The sequence below is a fragment of the Acinetobacter sp. YH12128 genome, assembly GCF_013418655.1.
GTDB classification, from domain to species: Bacteria; Pseudomonadota; Gammaproteobacteria; order Pseudomonadales; family Moraxellaceae; genus Acinetobacter; species Acinetobacter amyesii.
Map to the genome: position 1 here is coordinate 21285 of NZ_VPBO01000009.1, position 19954 is coordinate 41238.

Consider the following 19954-nt stretch of genomic DNA (forward strand, 5'->3'; position numbering starts at 1 on the left):
TATAAAAGCTGACATTTCAGCTCTTAATCATCACAAATGTTCATTTATTAAGATGTAATCATTTTTCCATGAATTTTGCTGGCTATGCGGGGTTTCAACCAATTCGATATAGCGCCCATAGACATGATCAATCGCAATACAATCGTCAACATCTAGGGTTCGGTCGGTATGTTGTTTTTGCCAATGTGACTCAAAAAAAGCCTTGCCCCGTTGTTTTGCGACACTAGCGTTTTGTCCTGTCACCAAAACATAACGATGTAATTCACCAAATTCGCGAGCATCATATCCCCCGAGATTAATCAGCCATAATTTTTCATCTTCAGCTCGGGGCGCGGCATCACAAAATTGGATGCGATAATGTCGATTTTCAGTGCTGACTGTATGTACTTGTGCCCAAGCATCAATATGTAAGCCTTTTTGCTCCCCAAACCATGCCGTTCTAAGTTGCGGATAAACCTCTTCTAATGCGTTACCCACTGCAAGAATGACATCATGCACTTCGATATTTGCTCTTGGATGGCGTCCGCCGAGCATCACCATAAATAAACTGGACACAATCTCCCCCCTATTTTTGACTTCAACTGCCCACATAGGGCTGAAGTAATTTCAACAAAATCACGCCGCCTAAAGAGAGTACTGCATTGTTGACGAAATGAATGAGTAAGACATGCCAAATGTTACGCGTCCACAAATAGATGAGGTTGAGAAATAGGCCTGCCGCCATAAAACTGATGGTCGCAATCAAATCGCCATCGAAATTATGATAATGAATCAAGCCGAATAAGATTGAGTTCAGTAAGACCAAAATCACTCGCCATAGACACGGCTGTACAAACAGCTTTTGCAGCAAGGTATAGCGGAAAATAATATCTTCGAGCAAAGCGGTAAATAATGGCCCAAGGCTGATGATCAGCAAGCTAAAAAACGCAATCGTATTGGGATCAATGGTCGATTCTTTTTCAATGTTCTCACCAACGGGCAACAGACTGCGTGTAAAAGAAATCACTACTTGTAAAGCGACTGCACCAACAACCACCAACAGGCTTGAACGCCAAAAAGCCTGTTTATACTTTTGCCAGTGTGTATACAGCATCGTTTTATAGAGCCAACATACGGCAATAAATAAAATACCGCGAAAGATCGAATCGCCCAAAGCAACCTGAGCTGAAACACCAAAAAATTGGTCTAAGACATAACTGTTGAACAAGATCAGCGGAAGAATGCACAGCGCAAAAGTATCACGCCATTGCCAATAAATATGAGTGGGAAAGGATTCAGCACGAACCAATTGGGTAAACGTCATTGTTATAAAGTCTTTCTAAAGCAATAAAATTTCCACAGTATTGTGATTTATTTCACACTTTTATTCTGCATCTGTTTTGTAGTAGTTTGCCTCAATAAAATTTTCAGCCCAAAAAAAATCGCGCGGAATGACTTCTGCGCGATTTGATATTTCAGAATATATAACCTCTCCCAAACCCTCTCCTTAAAGGAGAGGGCTTAAAGGAATTTACATCTCAACCATTTCCACACCATCAATGCGGGCAACGGTCATTAAGTCTTTATCACCACGGCCTGAAACCGTCGCAATAATGATTTGGTCTTTATCCATCGTCGGCGCAAGTTTCGTCACATAAGCCATTGCATGTGAGCTTTCTAGCGCAGGGATAATACCTTCAATTTGGGTTAAATCACGGAAACCTTGCAGCGCTTCAGTGTCATTGATTGGCACATAGTTCACACGGTGCATATCTTTGAGGAAGCTATGCTCAGGGCCTACACCTGGGTAGTCCAGACCTGCAGAAATTGAGTGGGTTTCAATGATTTGACCTTGATCATCCGACATCAGGTAAGTACGGTTACCGTGAAGTACACCCACATGACCTGCATTGAGTGGTGCAGAGTGTTTGCCTGTTTCAATGCCATAGCCTGCAGCTTCGACACCGTACATTTTCACATCTTCATCATTTAAGAATGGATAGAACAAGCCCATCGCATTTGAACCGCCGCCCACACATGCAACAAGCGCATCCGGTAAACGGCCTGCTTGTTCTTGAATCTGTTTACGCGCTTCACGGCCAATGATCGATTGGAAATCACGTACCAATTGCGGATATGGATGTGGACCTGCAACGGTACCAATCACGTAATAAGTTGAATCAACATTGGTTACCCAGTCACGCATTGCTTCGTTCATCGCATCTTTCAATGTTTTTGAACCGCTTTCCACAGGTACAACAGTCGCACCCAATAAACGCATACGGTACACGTTCATGGCTTGACGTTTTACGTCTTCCGCACCCATAAACACCACACACTCAAGGCCTAAACGCGCTGCAATCGTTGCCGTTGCTACACCGTGCTGACCCGCACCTGTTTCGGCAATAATACGTTTTTTACCTGAAAGCTTAGCCAGTAAAGCCTGACCAATGGTGTTATTCACTTTATGTGAACCTGTATGGTTCAGGTCTTCACGTTTTAAGTAAATTTGCGCACCACCCAACTCTTTCGACCATCGCTCAGCATAATACAATGGACTAGGACGACCGACGTAATACGCCAAGTCACGGTCGAATTCTGCCAAAAACTGTGCATCATCTTTCATGCGGAAATAGAGTTTTTCTAAGTCCTCAAGTGCTGCCATTAGAGTTTCTGACACAAAACGCCCGCCATGAATACCGAAATGCCCTTGTGCGTCAGGGAATTGGGTATAGTCAATCTTATTTTGCTGATCCACGATGGACTCCTTGCATAAAGCGTTCTATGAGTTGTTGGTCTTTAATACCTTTTGCCAATTCTACACCACCGCTCACATCTACGGCATAAGCGCCTGTGGTTTGAATCGCTTCTTCAATATTGTCAGGCTTTAAACCACCTGCCAATATTAAAGGAATATCGAGTTTAGGGAATTGTGACCAGTCAAAGCTGTGCCCTGTTCCACCTTTTAATTCGGGATGCCATGCGTCTAACAGTACGGCGCTTGCCCCTGCCTGCTGAAAAGATTGAATCTCGCTAATCACGTCCAAATCTGGCTTCACCTGAATGGCTTTATACCAGCGGCGCCCAACAGTCTGTGCAATCGTTTTGCACTGTTCAGGGTTTTCATCACCATGAAATTGCAGTATGTCTACAGGTGAAATTTTTAAAATATCCTGTATCTCTGTAGCTGATGCATTCACGAATAAACCCACGGTCTGTACGTACGGCGACACATGCTGAATCAGCTCAGCAGCCTGCGCTGCCGTTACACTGCGCGGGCTTGGCGCAAAGAATACAAATCCGATCGCATCTGCGCCAGCTTGGACGACAGATTGGATATCTTGAATACGTGTAATTCCGCAGATTTTGGCACGGGTTCGCATATTATTGTGGCTCTAACTCCGCCCTATTCATAGCCTATCTATGAATATGAAGGCGAATCATTGTAATGCAATTTTCATGCATTGCGTGGATTTTCAGCATGATTACTGCGCAAAAATAAAAAGCCCTGAATGATCAGGGCTTTTTAAATAATTGAATCAATTATTTCATTGCATAACGTAAGGTTAGCCAAGCAGTACGGCCGTCTTGACGGTAGTAATAGTCATCAAATGAGTCATACACGGTGTAATATTCTTTATCAAACATATTGGCAAGTTTGGCTTGTACAGAAAATTCAGGGGTCGCTTGATAGGTTAAACGTACATCTGCTGTCGCAAAACTGCCAAAGCTTGTTGTATTAGCGGCATCCTTATAACGCTGGTCTTCTGCGTGTACAGAGCCACCTAGCGTCCATTTATCCATCGTATAATCTGCAGATACATTCAATAATTGACCTGCACGACCCGCAATTTGATTGCCTTTGGTCGCCCCCGAATTATATTCAGGCTCTTGATAAGTATAGTTTAAGTTCAACGTGAAGTTATCCAGTGACTGTCCGAACTCAGCTTCCACACCCTTAATTTTTGCTTTTGCAATATTGGTTCCGCCTGAAATCATATTATCAATTTCATTATGGAAGGCAGAAACAGACCAGTTCAGCCATTGCGACCCTTTGAATCCAATTTCAATATTTTCAGACTCTTCAGGGACTAGGTTTGGATTTGACCAACCCGGATAATACAAGTCATTAAATGTCGGCGAACGGAAAGCGGTGCCGTATGAAACATAAGTGCTGTAGTTGTCATTAAACGAGTAACCAACAGCGGCATTGCCTGTAGTGTGATCACCAAACTGCTCATTATCATCTAGGCGAATGGCTGCTTGCAGGTTCACTCGACCAAAATCACCAAGATACTGCGCATAGTAACCGACATTATCACGCTCTTTTTCATCGTATTTGGTGGTGCTATCGACTTGATCATTTAAGTAATCCACACCTACCAATAGTGTGTTATTTGCATTAAAAGATAATGTGTTTAACCAGCTAATGCTGTCTTTTGTGGTATCAAATACACCTGTCGATTTATCTGCACTAAAGGTTTCGTATTTATCTTCTGACCGGCCAAATTTCAGCTGCGTTTTCCAAAGGTCTATAGGAGAATAGCTAAAGCCAACGCCATACACATTTTGCTCAACCTTGTTATAAGGATTTACGTTATATGGACTATCGTAATTTGTTTCACCGTTGACATACAATACGTTCAGGTCTGCTGAAAATTGATCATTAAACTGATGACCCGCTTTAATTGACGCAGAATAGTTATCATAGCCATCTTTATCTGTTTCAGTCGGCAAAGTTGTTACATCCATGCCTTGTGTTTTCAAGCCTGCCAAACTTAGCGTCGCCCAAGAATTATCCTGACGAATATTCACACCGACATTGGCATCATAGGTTTCATGTGAACCATACTTAAGTGAAGCAAATGGTTTTACGCCATTTTGCGTCCCTTTACGGGTAAAGATTTGAATCACACCGCCTACAGCTTCAGAACCATATAAACTTGAACGCGGGCCTTTTACAACTTCTACACGTTCAATTTGATCAATCGGTAAATGCTCAAAAGAAGTTTGGCCTGAAGTTGCCGAACCCAGTTTTTGACCATCCACCAATACCAATACCGCAGTAGAGCCTGTACCACGAATTGAAATACTGGTTGGCTGACCTAAACCACCAGAGTTGGTATACGTTACGCCTGGCACAGTGCGTAGTAATTCTTGCAAAGAAGTAAACTGCTTACGTTCAATTTCTTCACGGTTGATTACGGTGACTGCCGCCAAGGTTTTTTGCGAGTCTTGCTCAACAATGCTAGCAACCGTATTGGTAATGACTGGAAGTTGATGAACTTGGTCTGCTGCCATCGCAGCAGAAAGTGGAGATAAAACAAAAAGTGACCCGAGTAGAGTCTTAGAGAAAGAATGCATGCTGTATTCCCCGATCGCACCGCCCGTGCGAAATAAAAGTGGTTAACGCGTGGCGGTTTTTGGGTAAGCGATGGCTTGCCATTTTTCAGACAAAAGCATGCAATCCCGCTATAACGCCCGCCGCATTATGAATAGGTCTGCATCAGGCCGGTCTCCGGACTTACGTTATTGAATAACGATTCACCGTTGCGGGGGCAGTGTCAGATGACAATAGGCATAGCCTTTTGGACTGACTTCCCAGTTTCACTTTTCAATTAAGAAAGCACCTGAAGCGCAGGCAGATTAATTTCTGCTCCACAGCAAGTCAAGCTGTATATGCAGCTATCTTAAAATGCCCGACAGATTCGATTGTTCGATAAATCGGAGTTCTCTATACTTAAGCCATTCACAACAGTTGGCATGGGAAGTCTCTACAACACTGCCCCCGCAACGGTGCGCAAGCGAAACCTTGCCAGTCCGATACCTGCCGACCGTGTTCTATCACTCAATCATTTACGTGGGGTAAATGCATGGAGCTTTGTATGCCTTTTCCTTTTCAGCCGACTGCGCTTGCAGCTGGCATATCTGCCCTTTGTATTTTTAGCTCCCAACTGTCTGTTGCAGCAGATTCCATTGCACAACCTAGAATGGACACCATTGTCGTCACAGCAACACGTTCTGCTGAAAAATTAGAAAATGTACCTGCACGTATAGCCATTATTGAACCTGCAACAGTTGCACAATCTCCTATTTCCCAAATGAGTGATTTGCTGCGTAACGATGCGTCTATCAATATGGTGCAAAACGGCGGTTTAGGACAAGTAGCTTCCATTTTTGTGCGAGGCACAGAATCTGACCATACCTTAGTACTGCGCGATGGCGTGCGCTTGAACTCAGCAACATCAGGCATGGCGCCATTACAGTTTTTAGATACTACCGATATTCAGCAAATTGAAGTTTTAAAAGGCCCTGCTTCTGTATTGTATGGCTCAGATGCGATTGGCGGTGTGGTACAAATTATTTCCAAGACACCAACGGAGAATACAGCCTTTGCCAGTACGGAAGTGGGTGAACACAAAACCTATAAAAGCATTATTGGCGCAGATGCCGCAAAAAATGGTTATTACGCACAGATTCGAGGGCAACGCTTAGAATCAGATGCCACCAAAGTTTTTGACCTAGATGAACTGAGCACAGCAAGCTATGACCAAAAAGGCTGGAGTGCGAAAGTCGGATCAAAACAAGAAAATCATGCATATTCATTGGACTACAGTCATAACGATGGTCGCAGCTTTTATGTCAGTTGTAGCAATGAAGATAAAGACTATAACTGCCTAACCTACAGCAATGTCGCGCAAGACTTTAACAATGAAATGATCAACCTACGTGGTGAAGTGCGTCTATTACCTGCTTTAGAATTACATGCTCGACTTTCTCAATTCAAAGATGAGCTAGATCAGGTCACAACAGCTGATTTTACCCACAATAAAACCCAAGAGGCGGAAATCTATTCCAAATTTGATCTGACGCCAAAGCAAACGCTTTTAAGTGGGATCACACACCGTAAAATCAGCGGTGATATTGTGTCTTATGGCACGGCTTATCAAGATGATAACCGCAGCACAGGTTATTACTTACAGCATCAATATCATCAAGATGGTCTTAATACACAGCTCGGAATTCGCCTAGAAGACGATGCAAAATATGGTAGCCATACCATTGGTCAAACTGCAATTCGTCTGCAAGCACTGCCTCTTACCAGTGTGTATGCCAATATTGGTACTGCGTTTAAATCGCCAACCTTAGATGAACGCTATAACAGTTGGTCAGGTAATCCAAACTTAAAGCCTGAAGAAAGCATTTCTTATGAAATTGGCGTCGACCAAAAGCTTAATCATGGGCTAAGTACCGGCCTGTCTATGTACCACACCAAAGTCGATCACCTGATTGTGAATGGCCCTAATTACACTTTAGAAAATCTAAATACAGCGGTGTATCAAGGTGTGGAAACCTATCTGCAATGGCAAAATGGTGGATGGTCAAGCACACTCAGCTATCATTATGTGAAAGCGCAAGATGATGAGAAAAAACAAGATTTACAGCGTCGACCACGTCAGAATTTAAGCTTAACTACGGGTTGGAGCAATGACATTTATGGCATGAATGCAACCTTGAATGCCAAGTCAGATACCGTGGACTATCAGGCACGCAATCCCGGTTATACCACCATTGATATGAGCGCATTTTGGAATATCAATCCCAACCTCAAAGTCTTTACCAATTTACAAAATATTGGTGATGTCGAATACAAAACCTCATCGTATGGTTCAGGTTTGTATTATATGAATGGCGGGCGTTTAGCCTCTATAGGTGTCACTGTTAAATATTAATGCGCATCTCTTTATTCAACTTTTAATCAAAAAATGGACAATTAAAATGGGCCACCGTTTAAGTAAAATTTACACCCGCACTGGCGATTCAGGCACGACAGGTTTAGGCGACGGATCACGTGTCGCTAAGGATGATTTACGCATTGAAGCCTTAGGCGATGTCGATGAACTCAATTCAAGTATTGGTATTCTTCGTTCGCACATTGCGCTTAGCCACATTGAAGATAAAGCGACTTGGGACAAATCCCTTAGCCTGATTCAGCATTGGTTATTCGACCTTGGTGGTGAAGTCTGCATTCCAAACTTCAACTTGGTACAGCCTGTGTCGATTGAATTTTTGGAAAATGACATTGACCGCATGAATGAAGCACTGCCAATGCTGAAAGACTTTATTTTGCCATCAGGAACATTGGTGTGCAGCTTTGCCCATCAAGCTCGTGCAGTTTGCCGCCGTGCAGAACGTCGTTTAATGGCTGTACATAACCGTGACCAGAACATTCAAGCACCGTCATTGCAGCTACTTAACCGACTCTCTGACTGGTTATTTGTCGCATCGCGTACATTACAACGTGCTGAAGGTGGCTCTGAAGTGCTGTGGCAGAAAAATATTAACGACACGATTGATCAATAAGTTTTGGATTCAAAAATTGCTCAAATCCTTTGACCAATTAAAAGTCTATTTTACATTGAAATAAATCGGAACATTTCGTCCGATCATTCTTGTAATTCAAAATGATCGGCTCAAAATAATAGTGTCATCTCCCTGTCATGCTTACAGGACACTATGTTTTTATCTTTCAATTTTGCAGGCCCTTTATGCGCATAATCGGACATCGTGGCGCTCGTGGCGAAGCACCTGAAAACACCCTTGGCGGTTTTCAATATATTCAAGACTTAGGAATTCGTGCTGTCGAATTTGACGTTCGGCAACTGAAAGATCGTGCCCTAGTGATCATGCATGATGACCAATTTATGCGAACGGCAGGTCAAGATAAACATCTATATGAATGTAGTTCACAAGAGTTAGAACCCTATAACCATGCTGTGACTTGGTCAAAATGGAATAAAGTTGAGCCGACGCCACTGCTCGAACAAACGCTCAAAATTATTCATAACTTCGATCATATTGAAGTCGAAGTGAAAGCAGTGAAGACACAGACTGAAGCTGAAGCACTGACTGAAACCTTGGAACAACAGCTCCAAGGTTTCGAACATTCCGCGGTGATCACCAGTTTTGACCCTAAAATTCATCTTGCTTTGCAACAAAAAAAATCCGGCTTCAAACGCGGGCTACTGGTTGAAACAGACGTAAAATTTAAAGCGATTGAACAAGCACTTGAATTAGGTTGTATCCAAATCGGTTGGATGAACCAACTCGCCAATTCAGACATTATTCAGGCCACGCAGCAGGCAAAATTAAATGTGAGCGTATGGACTGTCAACGACGTTGATCGTGCTAAACAGCTTAAAGATTGGGGCATTAACGGCTTAATTACCGACTATCCTAAATTAATGATGCAGCATTTTTAATGCTGCTTTATTCACCTAGATTTGTGTAATTCACTTCTCGATCAACACGTCGCTATTTTAATCGGTCTATTTTCTTTCCAAAACCAATACAGTTTGTCCCCGACTGTTTTGCATCGTCATGTGTTTCCCTTGTATTTGGAATTGTGTTGCGGCTTGCAAGGCATCTGAAAGTTCAGCCTCTTGAGCCAAAGCCGAATCACAGCTGAAATAACCTGCTCGGGCATTCAGATCAATGCTGTGTTTTAAGGTATCAATCACATAAGTGCCACTGATAGTGTTACATCCCGTATTTCCCTGAATTTGTCGAAATTGCGAATTGAACTGAAGATAAGGTTGATGATGAAAGAACTTAGCTTTTTGTCCAGCGATTTTCACAATCATCCATGGAATATCTTGTATCCCATCGTTCACGCGAATAACTTTTAATGGCTGCTCAATACTGTTGCCCAGTGACTTTCCGTGTGACTTTATAGTCACCGTCTGCGTAGGAGAATTTTGACAAGCCATCAGTCCAAGACAACTGATCAGAAAGCTGCCCCAGATGCAGTATTTGATAAGTAATTTCAGATTATTTTGACAAATTTGCTGATTTTTTGGCATCTTTTTACTCCACAAAAAGTCAAATAACTTCAGTCGTATTATGTTACTGTTTAGAACAATACAACTGTACAATAACAGTGGTGAAAACGGGTTTTCCCGTGCTACTATTCTGTACGTTTAAAATCCCTTAAAAAATTAATGGGATTCTTCCTATCTATACCTCCCAAGGTTTCAGGAGTGCTGTTGGAGATGAATGCTCCCCTACCCAAAGCCCCAATGAACTGGATTGCTATTTTTGCATTGGTGTTTTTACCTATTGTCGCAGTTATTGCAATTCCGTTATATGCCATTAATCATGATTTTAGTGCCGCTGCTTGGATCAGTATGTTTGTTTTACTGGGTGTCAGCAGTTTAGGTATTACCGCAGGTTATCACCGCTTATGGGCACACCGTGCTTATGAAGCAACCTTGCCTTTAAAAATCATTTTAATGCTCATGGGTACTTTTGCTGTTCAGAACAGTATTTTGTACTGGGCTTCAGGTCACCGTACACATCACCGTCATGTAGACGATATTGACCAAGATCCATACTCGATTAATCGTGGTTTCTGGTATGCCCATATCGGGTGGATGCTTCGTGATTATCCAGCAGCAGAACCGAACTACAAAAACGCGCCAGATCTTTTAAAAGATAAAGTCGTTTTGTTCCAAGATAAATACTACATTCCACTGGTGATTGCTGTGCATGCAGCGATTTTAGTGCCAATTGGTTGGGCTGTTGGCGACATGTGGGGCGTTCTATTATTGGGCGGTTTAATGCGTCTAATCTTGAGCCATCATGTGACGTTCTTTATTAACTCACTGTGCCACATGTGGGGTAAACGTCCGTATACTGACGAAAATACCGCTCGTGATAACTTCTGGCTCGCTATTGCTACTTGGGGTGAGGGTTATCATAACTATCACCACATTTTCCAATACGACTACCGTAATGGTGTGAAATGGTGGCAATACGATCCAACAAAATGGTTAATTTGGAGCTGCTCTAAATTAGGCCTTGCCAAAAATTTACGCCGTATTCCTAGCTTTAATATTAAAAAAGCTGAGTTGGCTATGAAGTTCAAGTATGCGGAACAAGACCTTGCGATCTATGGTCTCAACATGACCGATGACATTGCAACAGCAAAACAACGTATTTCTCAAGAATATGATGCGTTTTCGCAAACTTTGAATGACTGGGCAAAATTAAAAGAACAGGAAATTCAAGCGAAGAAAACAGCAGTTGCTGAAAAAATTCATCAAATGGATGACAAACTCAAACTTGAATTCCTACAAGTTGAACAGCGTTTGTCACAGCACCGTGAAACACTGAATCAATTGATGCGTAACTTGAAAAAGAAAACCGCTTAATTCTTTTAAGCCTCTCAAATGATAAAGCCTCCCTTGTGGAGGCTTTATTGATTTTAAGCTACAGTTTTTCTATCTGGTCTTTGCTATAGTTTAAACATAATTTGAATTTTTAAAGATCATTATGCTGTTCAATGCCCGCTATAACACCATGCCGTCTCGCCTGTACCACCATCAACAGCCTGTACCCTTAAAAGGCACAAAAGCTGGGCATTTTAATGCGGCTCTTGCAGATGAGCTGCAATGGTCTGAGACAGATAAACAGGCTTGGGTTGAAATCTGCAGCGGTCAAAAAACCTTTGCTGAATTTGAACCTTTGGCCATGGTCTATGCAGGTCACCAGTTTGGACAATGGGCCGGCCAATTGGGCGATGGACGCGGCTTATTGATTGCGCAAATCATCGATAAACATGGGCAAACCATTGACCTGCACCTTAAAGGCGCCGGCTCTACGCCTTATTCACGCATGGGCGATGGACGTGCAGTGCTGCGCTCGACCATTCGTGAATATTTGGCAGGACATGCGCTGAACAACCTAGGCGTTGCATCCAGCAATGCGGTGGGTTTTACCAGTTCTGAGCAAGGTGTAAAGCGCGAAAAACTCGAACTCGGTGCAATGATGCTGCGTACATCTGACTGTCATATCCGATTGGGACATTTTGAATGGATCAATCAATATCAGGGTGATTTACTACCTGAATTCACGCAAAAATGTATTGAGTGGCACTACCCTGAATGCTTGGATGCTGAACAGCCCATTTTGGCTTTTGCCACTCAAGTTATTCAGCGTACCGCAGTGATGATTGCCAAATGGCAGCTGATTGGTTTTGCACATGGCGTGATGAATACTGACAATCTGAATATTACCGGTTCAACTTTGGACTTCGGCCCTTATGGCTTTATGGAGCGCTTCCGTCCAAACTGGATCAACAACCATTCGGACTACCAAGGCCGCTATACCTATCAACAGCAGCCAAGTATCGGGCATTGGAATTTATGGCAATGGCTGAATAATCTCGTTCCGCTCTGCCCTTCAGATTATGACAAAGAACAGTGGAAAGACGATCTAGCCAAATGCTTAGAGCATTTTGAACTGACCTTCTTGGAACATTATAAATTGGGCTTAGCTCAGAAAATGGGCCTGCCGAGTTTTCATAAAGGCAGCTTCGACTGCGCTATGGCCTTTTTGCGTATTCTACAAAGTGAGCAACTGGATTACACACAAAGCTTTATCCGTCTGCAAAATCATGAATATGAAGCCATTAAAGATGACTGCTTAGACCGCCGCGCCTTTGAAGGTTTCTTGGCACAATATGAAAGCATCCGTGGGCATCAGGACACCCATGCTTTAGATGCTGAAATGGCACAAGCCAACCCGCAATATATCTTGCGCAACCATATGGTTCAAAAGGCGATTGAACTTGCTGAACGTAATGATTTTTCTGAAGTAGAGCGTTTGTTTACATTGCTCAGTCGGCCCTTTAGCAAACAGCCTGAACTGGAAACAACAGAAGATTTAGGACCTTTACCAAGTGATGTGCCTGAAGTGATGGTTAGCTGCTCGTCTTAAACATTTATCCACAAATCCACATTTCACTCGGGTCATAATTGTGGATAATTTAAACATTATCCACAATTCAGAAATCGATGGACTGTGAAAGCACTTCATCCTCTAAAAAATAATGACAAGAAAAAATATCACGATCTTAAGTTTCGCTACCCTCTTCTGTATTGCGGTAGCCTACTTTGCCTATCAAAAATTTGAAAAATATCTACCTACACCTGCCAATGCACTGGTCTTTCCACCTGAATTAAGTGATTTGCAAATTCAAAAAATTCGCAAAGAAACGCCGATCGACAATATTCAGGTACATAAAGCTCAGCGTTATTTGGAATTAAAACATCAGGATCAAGTCATTCGGCGTTACCCGATGCGTCTGGGTTTTCAACCGCTAGGACATAAAGTTCAAGAAGGTGATGGCAAAACGCCTGAAGGCAGCTATATGATTGATTGGCGCAATCCGCAAAGTTCATTTTATAAGTCTTTGCATATCTCTTACCCCAATGCGACCGATAAACAGAAAGCTAAAGATTTAGGGGTTTCTGCAGGCGGAGATATTATGATTCATGGTTCTGCGACCAGTTTACAAATGAAAGCTGCACCACAACTGATGACTTATTTCCCACAAAAAGATTGGACTTGGGGCTGTATTGCAGTGCGCAATATTGATATGGATGAAATTTGGCAATTGGTAAATAATGATACCGTTATTCATATTCATCCTTAGGCTTTAACGTTCAAGCTTATTTTTAGGTTATCCCCTATGATTGCATTACACGCTGTAGCTGCTAAGACGGCCTTAGCCCTGCCTGAAACTACATGCAGCCAGCCTTTTGGTGAAGGCTGTGATGTGTTTAAGGTGATGGATAAGGTTTTTATGCTGAGTTTTCATTTAGAAGGCAAAGCAGCTATCAATCTAAAAGTGCTGCCTGATAATGGCACGATGCTGAAGGATATTTATCCTTTTATTCGTGCGGGCTGGCATATGAATAAACAGCATTGGATTTCTGTTTTTACAGATGACGCATTGGAAGAAGAACTGCTGCAAGATTTGGTACTGAATTCTTATGAATTGGTGGTGTCGAAGCTAAATAAGGGACTGCGGCAAAGGATTGAGTTGCTGAGAAGTGTTTAGATTACACTTCTCTTACGATCTGGTTGATTTTGCGAATTTCAAATAATCACCATTATGTTAAATGAAACTAAAATCAGTTACTTTCTTGAGACGGTGGAGCAGAGTTCCATGTGCCTAATAAGCGCCAAATTGCACTATCTATTTCTTGCCATCTATCCCAATTATTCAAGTTCATTTCCCATTGAACCCAGATACCTCCATATTTATTGGGCTCATAACTTTCTCCTCGAATTTGAATAAATCGATTATCTGCCGTATTTTCTAAAGCAATTACATCTAATAAAATACCGGTAACATCATATTTTTTGGATTTTCCATAACAACCATAGAAATTATCAGCTACTTTTTTTTTGTAACAGGTCAAACCATATTTTTCAAATTTTGAATTTTCTTTAAAAAATTCTTTTCGTTGCGAAAATGTCTTATAGGTATCTAAATTTTGCTTTCGCATATCCATGGTAAGACCTTCTATCCGAACTCTCACTTGATCATCATGATCAGGTAAATAACCATCGGTTGCTTGAAAATCCGAATTGCTTAATTTTAAATCAAACTGTAATTGTCGATTCGAATCAGGCATAGGCAAACTGTTCGCTTCTCCTTGCATAATTGTTGGAAATTTTTCAGGAACATAATTTATGGGAAATTGCCCTAAATAATGTTCTCGAGCGGGTCTATAAAACTCATAATCAAATTGATCTGGTATATGTTTTCTGCGTGGTCCAAGTTTAGCTTTTACAATAAGTTGTGGATTTTGTTTCCATGTCACTATTTCCCCCTCTTGAGGAATATCCTTTGATGTACACCCAATAAGTAACAGTGCATACATGGAAAGAATCCAATATCCTTTTATTAGCATTATTTGACTCTTATAAATATTAAGATTCCAAAAAATTAGAATAGTTAAATTTTCCTAAAATTAACATAATACACGTTATACGAAATTCTTTTGTAAGCCCAAAGTAGAAATGTCCGGTTTCTCCAAAGTAAAAATGTCCGCTTTTAGAATATGCACTAGAGCGGTCTTTATATGAATGTTCTCTCAATTTTCGTACTTTGTTAGAACTTTTCAAAATCATTCTTTAGTAACAGTGAACAAAGGCTCGTCCCTAAGCCTTCATGGTATTAAACCTTCTTCGATTGCATCACTTTAAACAGCACAAACAGCAATAATATCCATAGCGGCTGCATCAGCACCGACAACATAAAACCCTGATTCCACATGATGTACAAAATCATCAGCATGAATGCTAATACAACGTAATTAGTGAACGGCGCAAATAAAGCAGGAAACTTAGTTTGTATGCCCTGCTGCTGCATCGCTTTTCTAAACTTCAGGTGAATCAAGCTGATTAACATCCAATTCAGTACCGCAGCACTCACCACGATATAAATCAAATAGCTCAATGCTTTTTCAGGCAAGAAATAATTCAGCAGCACACAGCCAAAAATCAACAAAGCTGAAAATAAAACCGCAGCAATCGGTGTCCCGTGCTTATTCACCTGTTTAAAGGCTTTTGGCGCATTGCCCTGTTCTGCCAAACCGAGCAGCATGCGGCTATTGGCATACATGCCGCTATTACAGACCGAAACGGATGCAGTCAAAATAATAAAGTTCAGCAAATGTGCCGCCCAATCAATCCCCATCTGATTAAAAATCATCACAAAAGGACTATGATCCAAACCGCCAAGTTTCAACTGATTCCACGGCACCAGCGACAGCAGTACCGCCAAGGAACAGATATAAAATAAGAACACGCGGATCACGGTCTGATTCACCGCTTTCGGGATATTTTGATCAGGATTTTCAGTTTCAGCCGCCGCCATGCTGATTAATTCAATGCCGCCAAAAGCAAACATCATAAAGGCTAGCATGTAGAATAAGCCTTCAAAACCGTGCGGGAAGAAGCCGCCATGTACCCATAAATTACTAATCGAAGCGGTAGAGTCTGCGCCAGCTGTAAGTAGCAGATATATACCAAAAATAATCATGGCAACAATCGCCACAACTTTAATCATCGACAGCCAAAATTCAGATTCTGCATACAGTTTGACATTGGCTAAATTGGCTAGCGTAATCACAGCAAAAAACACCAAAACTGAAACCCAAGCAGGCACATGCGGCCACCAGTAATTGACATATTTGCCTATCGCGGTCAGCTCGGTCATCACTACTAAAATATACAGAATCCAGTAGTTCCAGCCCGTTAAAAAGCCCGCAAATTTGCCCCAATACTTAAAAGCAAAATGACTGAATGAACCTGTGACTGGCTCTTGCACGATCATCTCGCCCAGCTGGCGCATAATCAGAAAAGCAATCAAACCACCAATCAAATAGCCCAGAATTATCGATGGTCCAGCCGACTCAATAATATGCGCAGAGCCTAAAAATAGCCCTGTCCCGATTGCGCCACCCATTGCAATCAGCTGAATATGGCGGTTCTTTAATCGGCGCTGCAGTTGAGGCATTTCGCTGCTCACAACACGTCTCATCTTATAAAAAAGTGGATTGTAGCCTGTGCAGCTCTTTGCAGCCAAATATTCGCAGTTTATTTCTGTATGAATCATTATGGAATACAGCGTGTGAGCTGCATTACTCCATAGCACTTGGTAATTTATAGTGCTTGACAATACAGGCCATATGATTCCATTACAACATCCGAAATCTTTAGCCGCCAGTGTGCTGAAGTGGCTGAATATATTGCCCTTTCAAATATAAACAGCTCTCAATTGAGAGCTGTTTTTAGCATTCACCACGCTTGATGGTTGATTGATCGCGAATGCAGTACGCCTAAACCTATTCTAACCATTCATACTGCGGCACCATGTAAATCGTTATTTACGCTGTGGAACATCCGCCCAACGTGCATAACTATTCGTGCTTTTCAGCACAGCGCCCGCTTGTTTTGCAGCGACGCCAGTATAGTCCTGAGAGAAACTATCTGAATTTTCATCAAAACTCGCTCCATCAAATAATGGGAAAGTTCCGGCTTTTTTCTGAATCACCACATCATCAATCATCCATCCGCGGAAACCGTTATAAAGTTGATCGACCGTTTTGAATTGGAATTTCAGTTGAACATTGGCCTTGCCTGCATATTCATCCAATGAAATTGCTTCTTGCTGAACAGCAGCCGGCGCGAGGTTAAAGCCTAAATTACTGTATGGAATCGGCGCGCGCTCATATGCAGAGGACGGATCTGCCAGCGGGTTTAATCGAGCCAAGGTCTTAAAGCTGTTGCCACCGTCGGTAGAAACTAAAATATTCATCAAATCGAACCCTTGATTATTTGGATTGACCGACTCAATTTCCCACCATGTTTTAAAGCTTAAACTCAAAGGCGCTTGATACTGGCTTAGATTAATGGCAGGTGAGATTAACTCACCCATATTATGGGTATTAGATGTTCCGCCATCAAACTCTGGAGCCAAAGATGAATCACTTAAAGCGCCAATAAAGTTGCCATTTACTTTGTCGCCATACCAATATGCCGTATTACCTTGCAGTGGCTCAGGTACCTTGCCTTGACTTTGGTCATTCGGCGCTAAGCGTACACGCTGATTCACTTGATTATTACGGATGTTGTGACCTTTGTTTAGCAACTGCCAATCAACATTGGCCACACTTGGCTGCGACCTTGTCCATGCATTGCGGGTTGCAGAGTCTACTTCAAAAGTTTCACGCCATACCACATCTGCAGATGCTGTTTCGGGCAGCACTTCAAATTGATAGCCCGATGCAGAAGAAGCAATGACCGTAACTTTTTTCGTAATAGCATTAATTCCTGCACCGTTAATGGTGAGCGTGGCATTTTTCAATGCTTCAAGCAGCGCACTGGATACATTAAATGAAAGCGTGAAATATCCATTGGCATCAGTCAAAGCACTAACAAATGCGCCATTGGTCGCTGTACCGCCAGACAATGACACTTGCGCATTCGCCAAAGGCTTCCCTTTAAAAATCACTTGACCAGACAATGTTCCGACCACTGCATCATTGACTGGTGCATCACTTAGTGTCTGACAGTCTTGGTCTAAGCAGTTGAGAACCACATTCAACACAATGCTCTTATTGGTATTTTTAGGATGGATCAAGAATGCCGAAACTGCAGACTGTCCATTTTTAGTGACCAAAACATAATATGTGCCTGCAGCCAATTTAGGCAGTTTAACGATGCCTTGGGCATTGGCAAGATAACTTTGACCTTTAAAATGAGCCTCTGTCGGTAAACTATTGATCGGTGGAAATAGCTGCTCAGAATCATCCGCTGTGATTGTATTTGTTGCTATTTTCAGACTGCCTGCTTGTACTTTTTGCCATTCTTCATCACTTAAAATCTGAATCGACGCAGCATTTAAAGCAAGATTATTCACATCTAATAAAGTCAGCTCTTCTACGCTTTTTTGAACCATAGCATCGGCAACTGCCTCTGGCGGTACACTCCCTGTCTCGTCACGATCATTACCGCCACACGCCGTTAAACCCAAGACACCTGTGACCATTATTATTTTTGCAAATGCGCTATTTTTCATCTGTTCTGCCCTCTGGCTTTTCCATTTTTAAAAATTGTTATCTCAACATTGAACTCTACCAGCCCAAACATACTGGTGAATATTCCAGCAAAATAATAACCAATTTTCATTAAATGCGCAAATTTCGCATTTTTATGTGATTTTTATCATTCATCCAATTGCCATTGTTTTGCTGTTAAGGGATGCCCATTCCTTCAAAAATGGAATACTAATAAATATCTAATACTGATAAAAACTTTAAAAAATAAAAAATTTACGATATAAATAAAAAAGGTTATAGATAAATTCAAACTTATCCATAACCGAACAATTTAAATTCCATTATGACAATGCAAAGCTTTTTTTAATACATATCAATACGGTTAAATAAAACAACTGCTTAAAACTTTACACATTCTAAAGAAGCTAATCTGTTTACAGTCGCTGGTCCAACAGCACTTACCATAGATATTGCGCATATATTTGCGCGCCCATACGTTTTGCTTGGTTGGTATTGAATGAATCTGCTATGTATTTAAAACCAAAGTTTTCATGTTTGACGGAAAGGCCAAACGAATTGGTTTGGGGTTCAAAATGGATTCCCCACATTAGCCCTGTATTCCAATATGCATTGAGCTGCCAAAGACTTATATACTCATTTGAGATTGAACTGAGTCCTAAACTCCAAGCCTGCTCTGAGTCATAATTTAAATCCGAATAAATTTTAAATGGCAGCTTTTGCGCATAGGTCTTATCTTTATCAAACTCTCCCTGAATATCAAACCGTGGACGCTTATCTTGATCATAGCTGATGTTATATCGTGTGTATGGAGCATCTTGCCAATATAAATATGCCAATGCATCCTGAATATTAATTTTTAAATTCCAATTTTTTGCAATAGCACCTCTTAAAGTCGCATCTAGGGCATAGCCATACCCGCTATGCGCCTGCTCATTCCAGCCCATTTTATCTTCTTTCAAAGCAGGATGATCATAACTGTAATCTATGCTCCCATTCAGCCATTTGACGCGGTCCATAAGTTCTTGCTGATCTGTCGTTACCCCTAGCGCATTAATATGACCATCAATATAATGACGCCCAATTAACGCGGTTATACCCGTTTCTAAATTCCAATTCGAACTAATGGGCCATGTATAGGCAGCCCGAGACCCAACAGTATCAATATGCTGTGCTTCAAGCCTCAAGTCATACGTTGAGTTTGCATCGATAGGCAGTTCATTCTGTATTTGATAATAAAGCTTTGCTGTATCCTCACTGAAATTGAGCGCATAGTCATATCGCCAGATCCAGCTAAAATCCCAATTACCCTGCTTTACGCCCAATTGCATTAAACCATGAGCAAATGCATTTTTTCCTGATTTAAACTTAGAATCATCCCAATCATCTGTAAATGCATGAATCGCTAACGGTTCACTATAAACATCTGCTTGCACTTGATAATAGATAGCCTCTTGTGCATAGCTATAAAACGGGAGCGATAATCCCAATAATACTAATTTTTTTTTCAACATAGAAAAAAGGGGGAACATCGTTAC

17 protein-coding genes and 1 riboswitch are annotated in these 19954 nt (G+C 41.7%); of the genes, 7 read left to right on the plus strand and 10 right to left on the minus strand.

From position 1 onward, the window contains the following. Positions 1-30: 30 nt before the first annotated feature. The 5 genes from FTU64_RS06370 to FTU64_RS06390 form a co-directional block, all read right to left on the minus strand. Positions 31-555, minus strand: coding sequence for a DUF1543 domain-containing protein (locus tag FTU64_RS06370; RefSeq protein WP_180055840.1), 525 nt, complete (start codon positions 553-555; stop codon positions 31-33). A 22-nt stretch (positions 556-577) separates the two neighbouring features. Next, the gene (locus tag FTU64_RS06375) at positions 578-1303 is read right to left on the minus strand and encodes a CPBP family intramembrane glutamic endopeptidase (protein WP_180059417.1); all 726 of its coding nucleotides are present in this window, start codon (positions 1301-1303) and stop codon (positions 578-580) included. A gap of 207 nt (positions 1304-1510) precedes the next feature. Beyond that, positions 1511-2737: a tryptophan synthase subunit beta gene (trpB, locus tag FTU64_RS06380; RefSeq protein WP_111885382.1), complete on the minus strand. Its 1227-nt coding sequence runs from the start codon at positions 2735-2737 to the stop codon at positions 1511-1513. Beyond that, positions 2721-3362 carry a phosphoribosylanthranilate isomerase gene (locus FTU64_RS06385; protein WP_180059418.1) on the minus strand — a complete coding sequence of 214 codons (642 nt, stop codon included), beginning with the start codon at positions 3360-3362 and terminating at the stop codon, positions 2721-2723. Before FTU64_RS06385 ends, trpB begins: the two co-directional genes overlap by 17 nt. A gap of 160 nt (positions 3363-3522) precedes the next feature. Continuing rightward, entirely contained in the window at positions 3523-5343 is a 1821-nt protein-coding gene (locus FTU64_RS06390) for a TonB-dependent receptor domain-containing protein (RefSeq protein ID WP_180005545.1), read from the minus strand. A 127-nt stretch (positions 5344-5470) separates the two neighbouring features. Next, positions 5471-5628, minus strand: a riboswitch (cobalamin riboswitch). A gap of 236 nt (positions 5629-5864) precedes the next feature. Between FTU64_RS06390 and FTU64_RS06395 the strand changes: the two genes are divergently transcribed. The 3 genes from FTU64_RS06395 (at position 5865) to FTU64_RS06405 (ending at position 9242) form a co-directional block, all read left to right on the plus strand. Beyond that, positions 5865-7712: a TonB-dependent siderophore receptor gene (locus FTU64_RS06395; RefSeq protein WP_257222203.1), complete on the plus strand. Its 1848-nt coding sequence runs from the start codon at positions 5865-5867 to the stop codon at positions 7710-7712. 46 nt (positions 7713-7758) lie between these two features. Beyond that, positions 7759-8343: a cob(I)yrinic acid a,c-diamide adenosyltransferase gene (locus tag FTU64_RS06400; RefSeq protein ID WP_180059420.1), complete on the plus strand. Its 585-nt coding sequence runs from the start codon at positions 7759-7761 to the stop codon at positions 8341-8343. Between the two features lie 185 nt (positions 8344-8528). Continuing rightward, the gene (locus tag FTU64_RS06405) at positions 8529-9242 is read left to right on the plus strand and encodes a glycerophosphodiester phosphodiesterase (RefSeq protein ID WP_180059421.1); all 714 of its coding nucleotides are present in this window, start codon (positions 8529-8531) and stop codon (positions 9240-9242) included. A gap of 66 nt (positions 9243-9308) precedes the next feature. On the opposite strand, the gene FTU64_RS06410 is transcribed toward FTU64_RS06405, so the two are convergent. Next, positions 9309-9842, minus strand: coding sequence for an META domain-containing protein (locus tag FTU64_RS06410; RefSeq protein WP_180059422.1), 534 nt, complete (start codon positions 9840-9842; stop codon positions 9309-9311). 189 nt (positions 9843-10031) lie between these two features. On the opposite strand from FTU64_RS06410, the gene FTU64_RS06415 reads away from it, so the two are divergent. The 4 genes from FTU64_RS06415 to FTU64_RS06430 all read left to right on the plus strand — a co-directional run bounded on the left by FTU64_RS06415 (position 10032) and on the right by FTU64_RS06430 (position 13885). Further along, positions 10032-11192 (plus strand): acyl-CoA desaturase, encoded by a 1161-nt coding sequence (locus tag FTU64_RS06415; protein WP_180027147.1) that lies wholly within the window; start codon positions 10032-10034, stop codon positions 11190-11192. A 121-nt stretch (positions 11193-11313) separates the two neighbouring features. Next, a complete protein-coding gene (locus tag FTU64_RS06420) occupies positions 11314-12759 on the plus strand; it encodes a YdiU family protein (RefSeq protein WP_180059423.1) in 1446 nt (481 codons plus the stop codon). Between the two features lie 112 nt (positions 12760-12871). Further along, a complete protein-coding gene (locus FTU64_RS06425; RefSeq protein ID WP_180009088.1) occupies positions 12872-13477 on the plus strand; it encodes a murein L,D-transpeptidase family protein in 606 nt (201 codons plus the stop codon). 39 nt (positions 13478-13516) lie between these two features. Further along, positions 13517-13885, plus strand: coding sequence for an MmcQ/YjbR family DNA-binding protein (locus FTU64_RS06430; RefSeq protein ID WP_180059457.1), 369 nt, complete (start codon positions 13517-13519; stop codon positions 13883-13885). Positions 13886-13958: 73 nt separating this feature from the next. Here FTU64_RS06430 and FTU64_RS06435 read toward each other — a convergent pair whose 3' ends face one another. The 4 genes from FTU64_RS06435 to FTU64_RS06450 all read right to left on the minus strand — a co-directional run bounded on the left by FTU64_RS06435 (position 13959) and on the right by FTU64_RS06450 (position 19948). Next, positions 13959-14714: a hypothetical protein gene (locus FTU64_RS06435; protein ID WP_180009091.1), complete on the minus strand. Its 756-nt coding sequence runs from the start codon at positions 14712-14714 to the stop codon at positions 13959-13961. A gap of 296 nt (positions 14715-15010) precedes the next feature. Next, positions 15011-16366, minus strand: a complete 1356-nt coding sequence (locus FTU64_RS06440; protein ID WP_180055851.1) for an amino acid permease — start codon at positions 16364-16366, stop codon at positions 15011-15013. Between the two features lie 354 nt (positions 16367-16720). Beyond that, positions 16721-18418 carry a carboxypeptidase regulatory-like domain-containing protein gene (locus FTU64_RS06445; RefSeq protein ID WP_180055852.1) on the minus strand — a complete coding sequence of 566 codons (1698 nt, stop codon included), beginning with the start codon at positions 18416-18418 and terminating at the stop codon, positions 16721-16723. Positions 18419-18856: 438 nt separating this feature from the next. After that, positions 18857-19948 (minus strand): hypothetical protein, encoded by a 1092-nt coding sequence (locus FTU64_RS06450; RefSeq protein ID WP_233945001.1) that lies wholly within the window; start codon positions 19946-19948, stop codon positions 18857-18859. Positions 19949-19954: the final 6 nt, after the last annotated feature.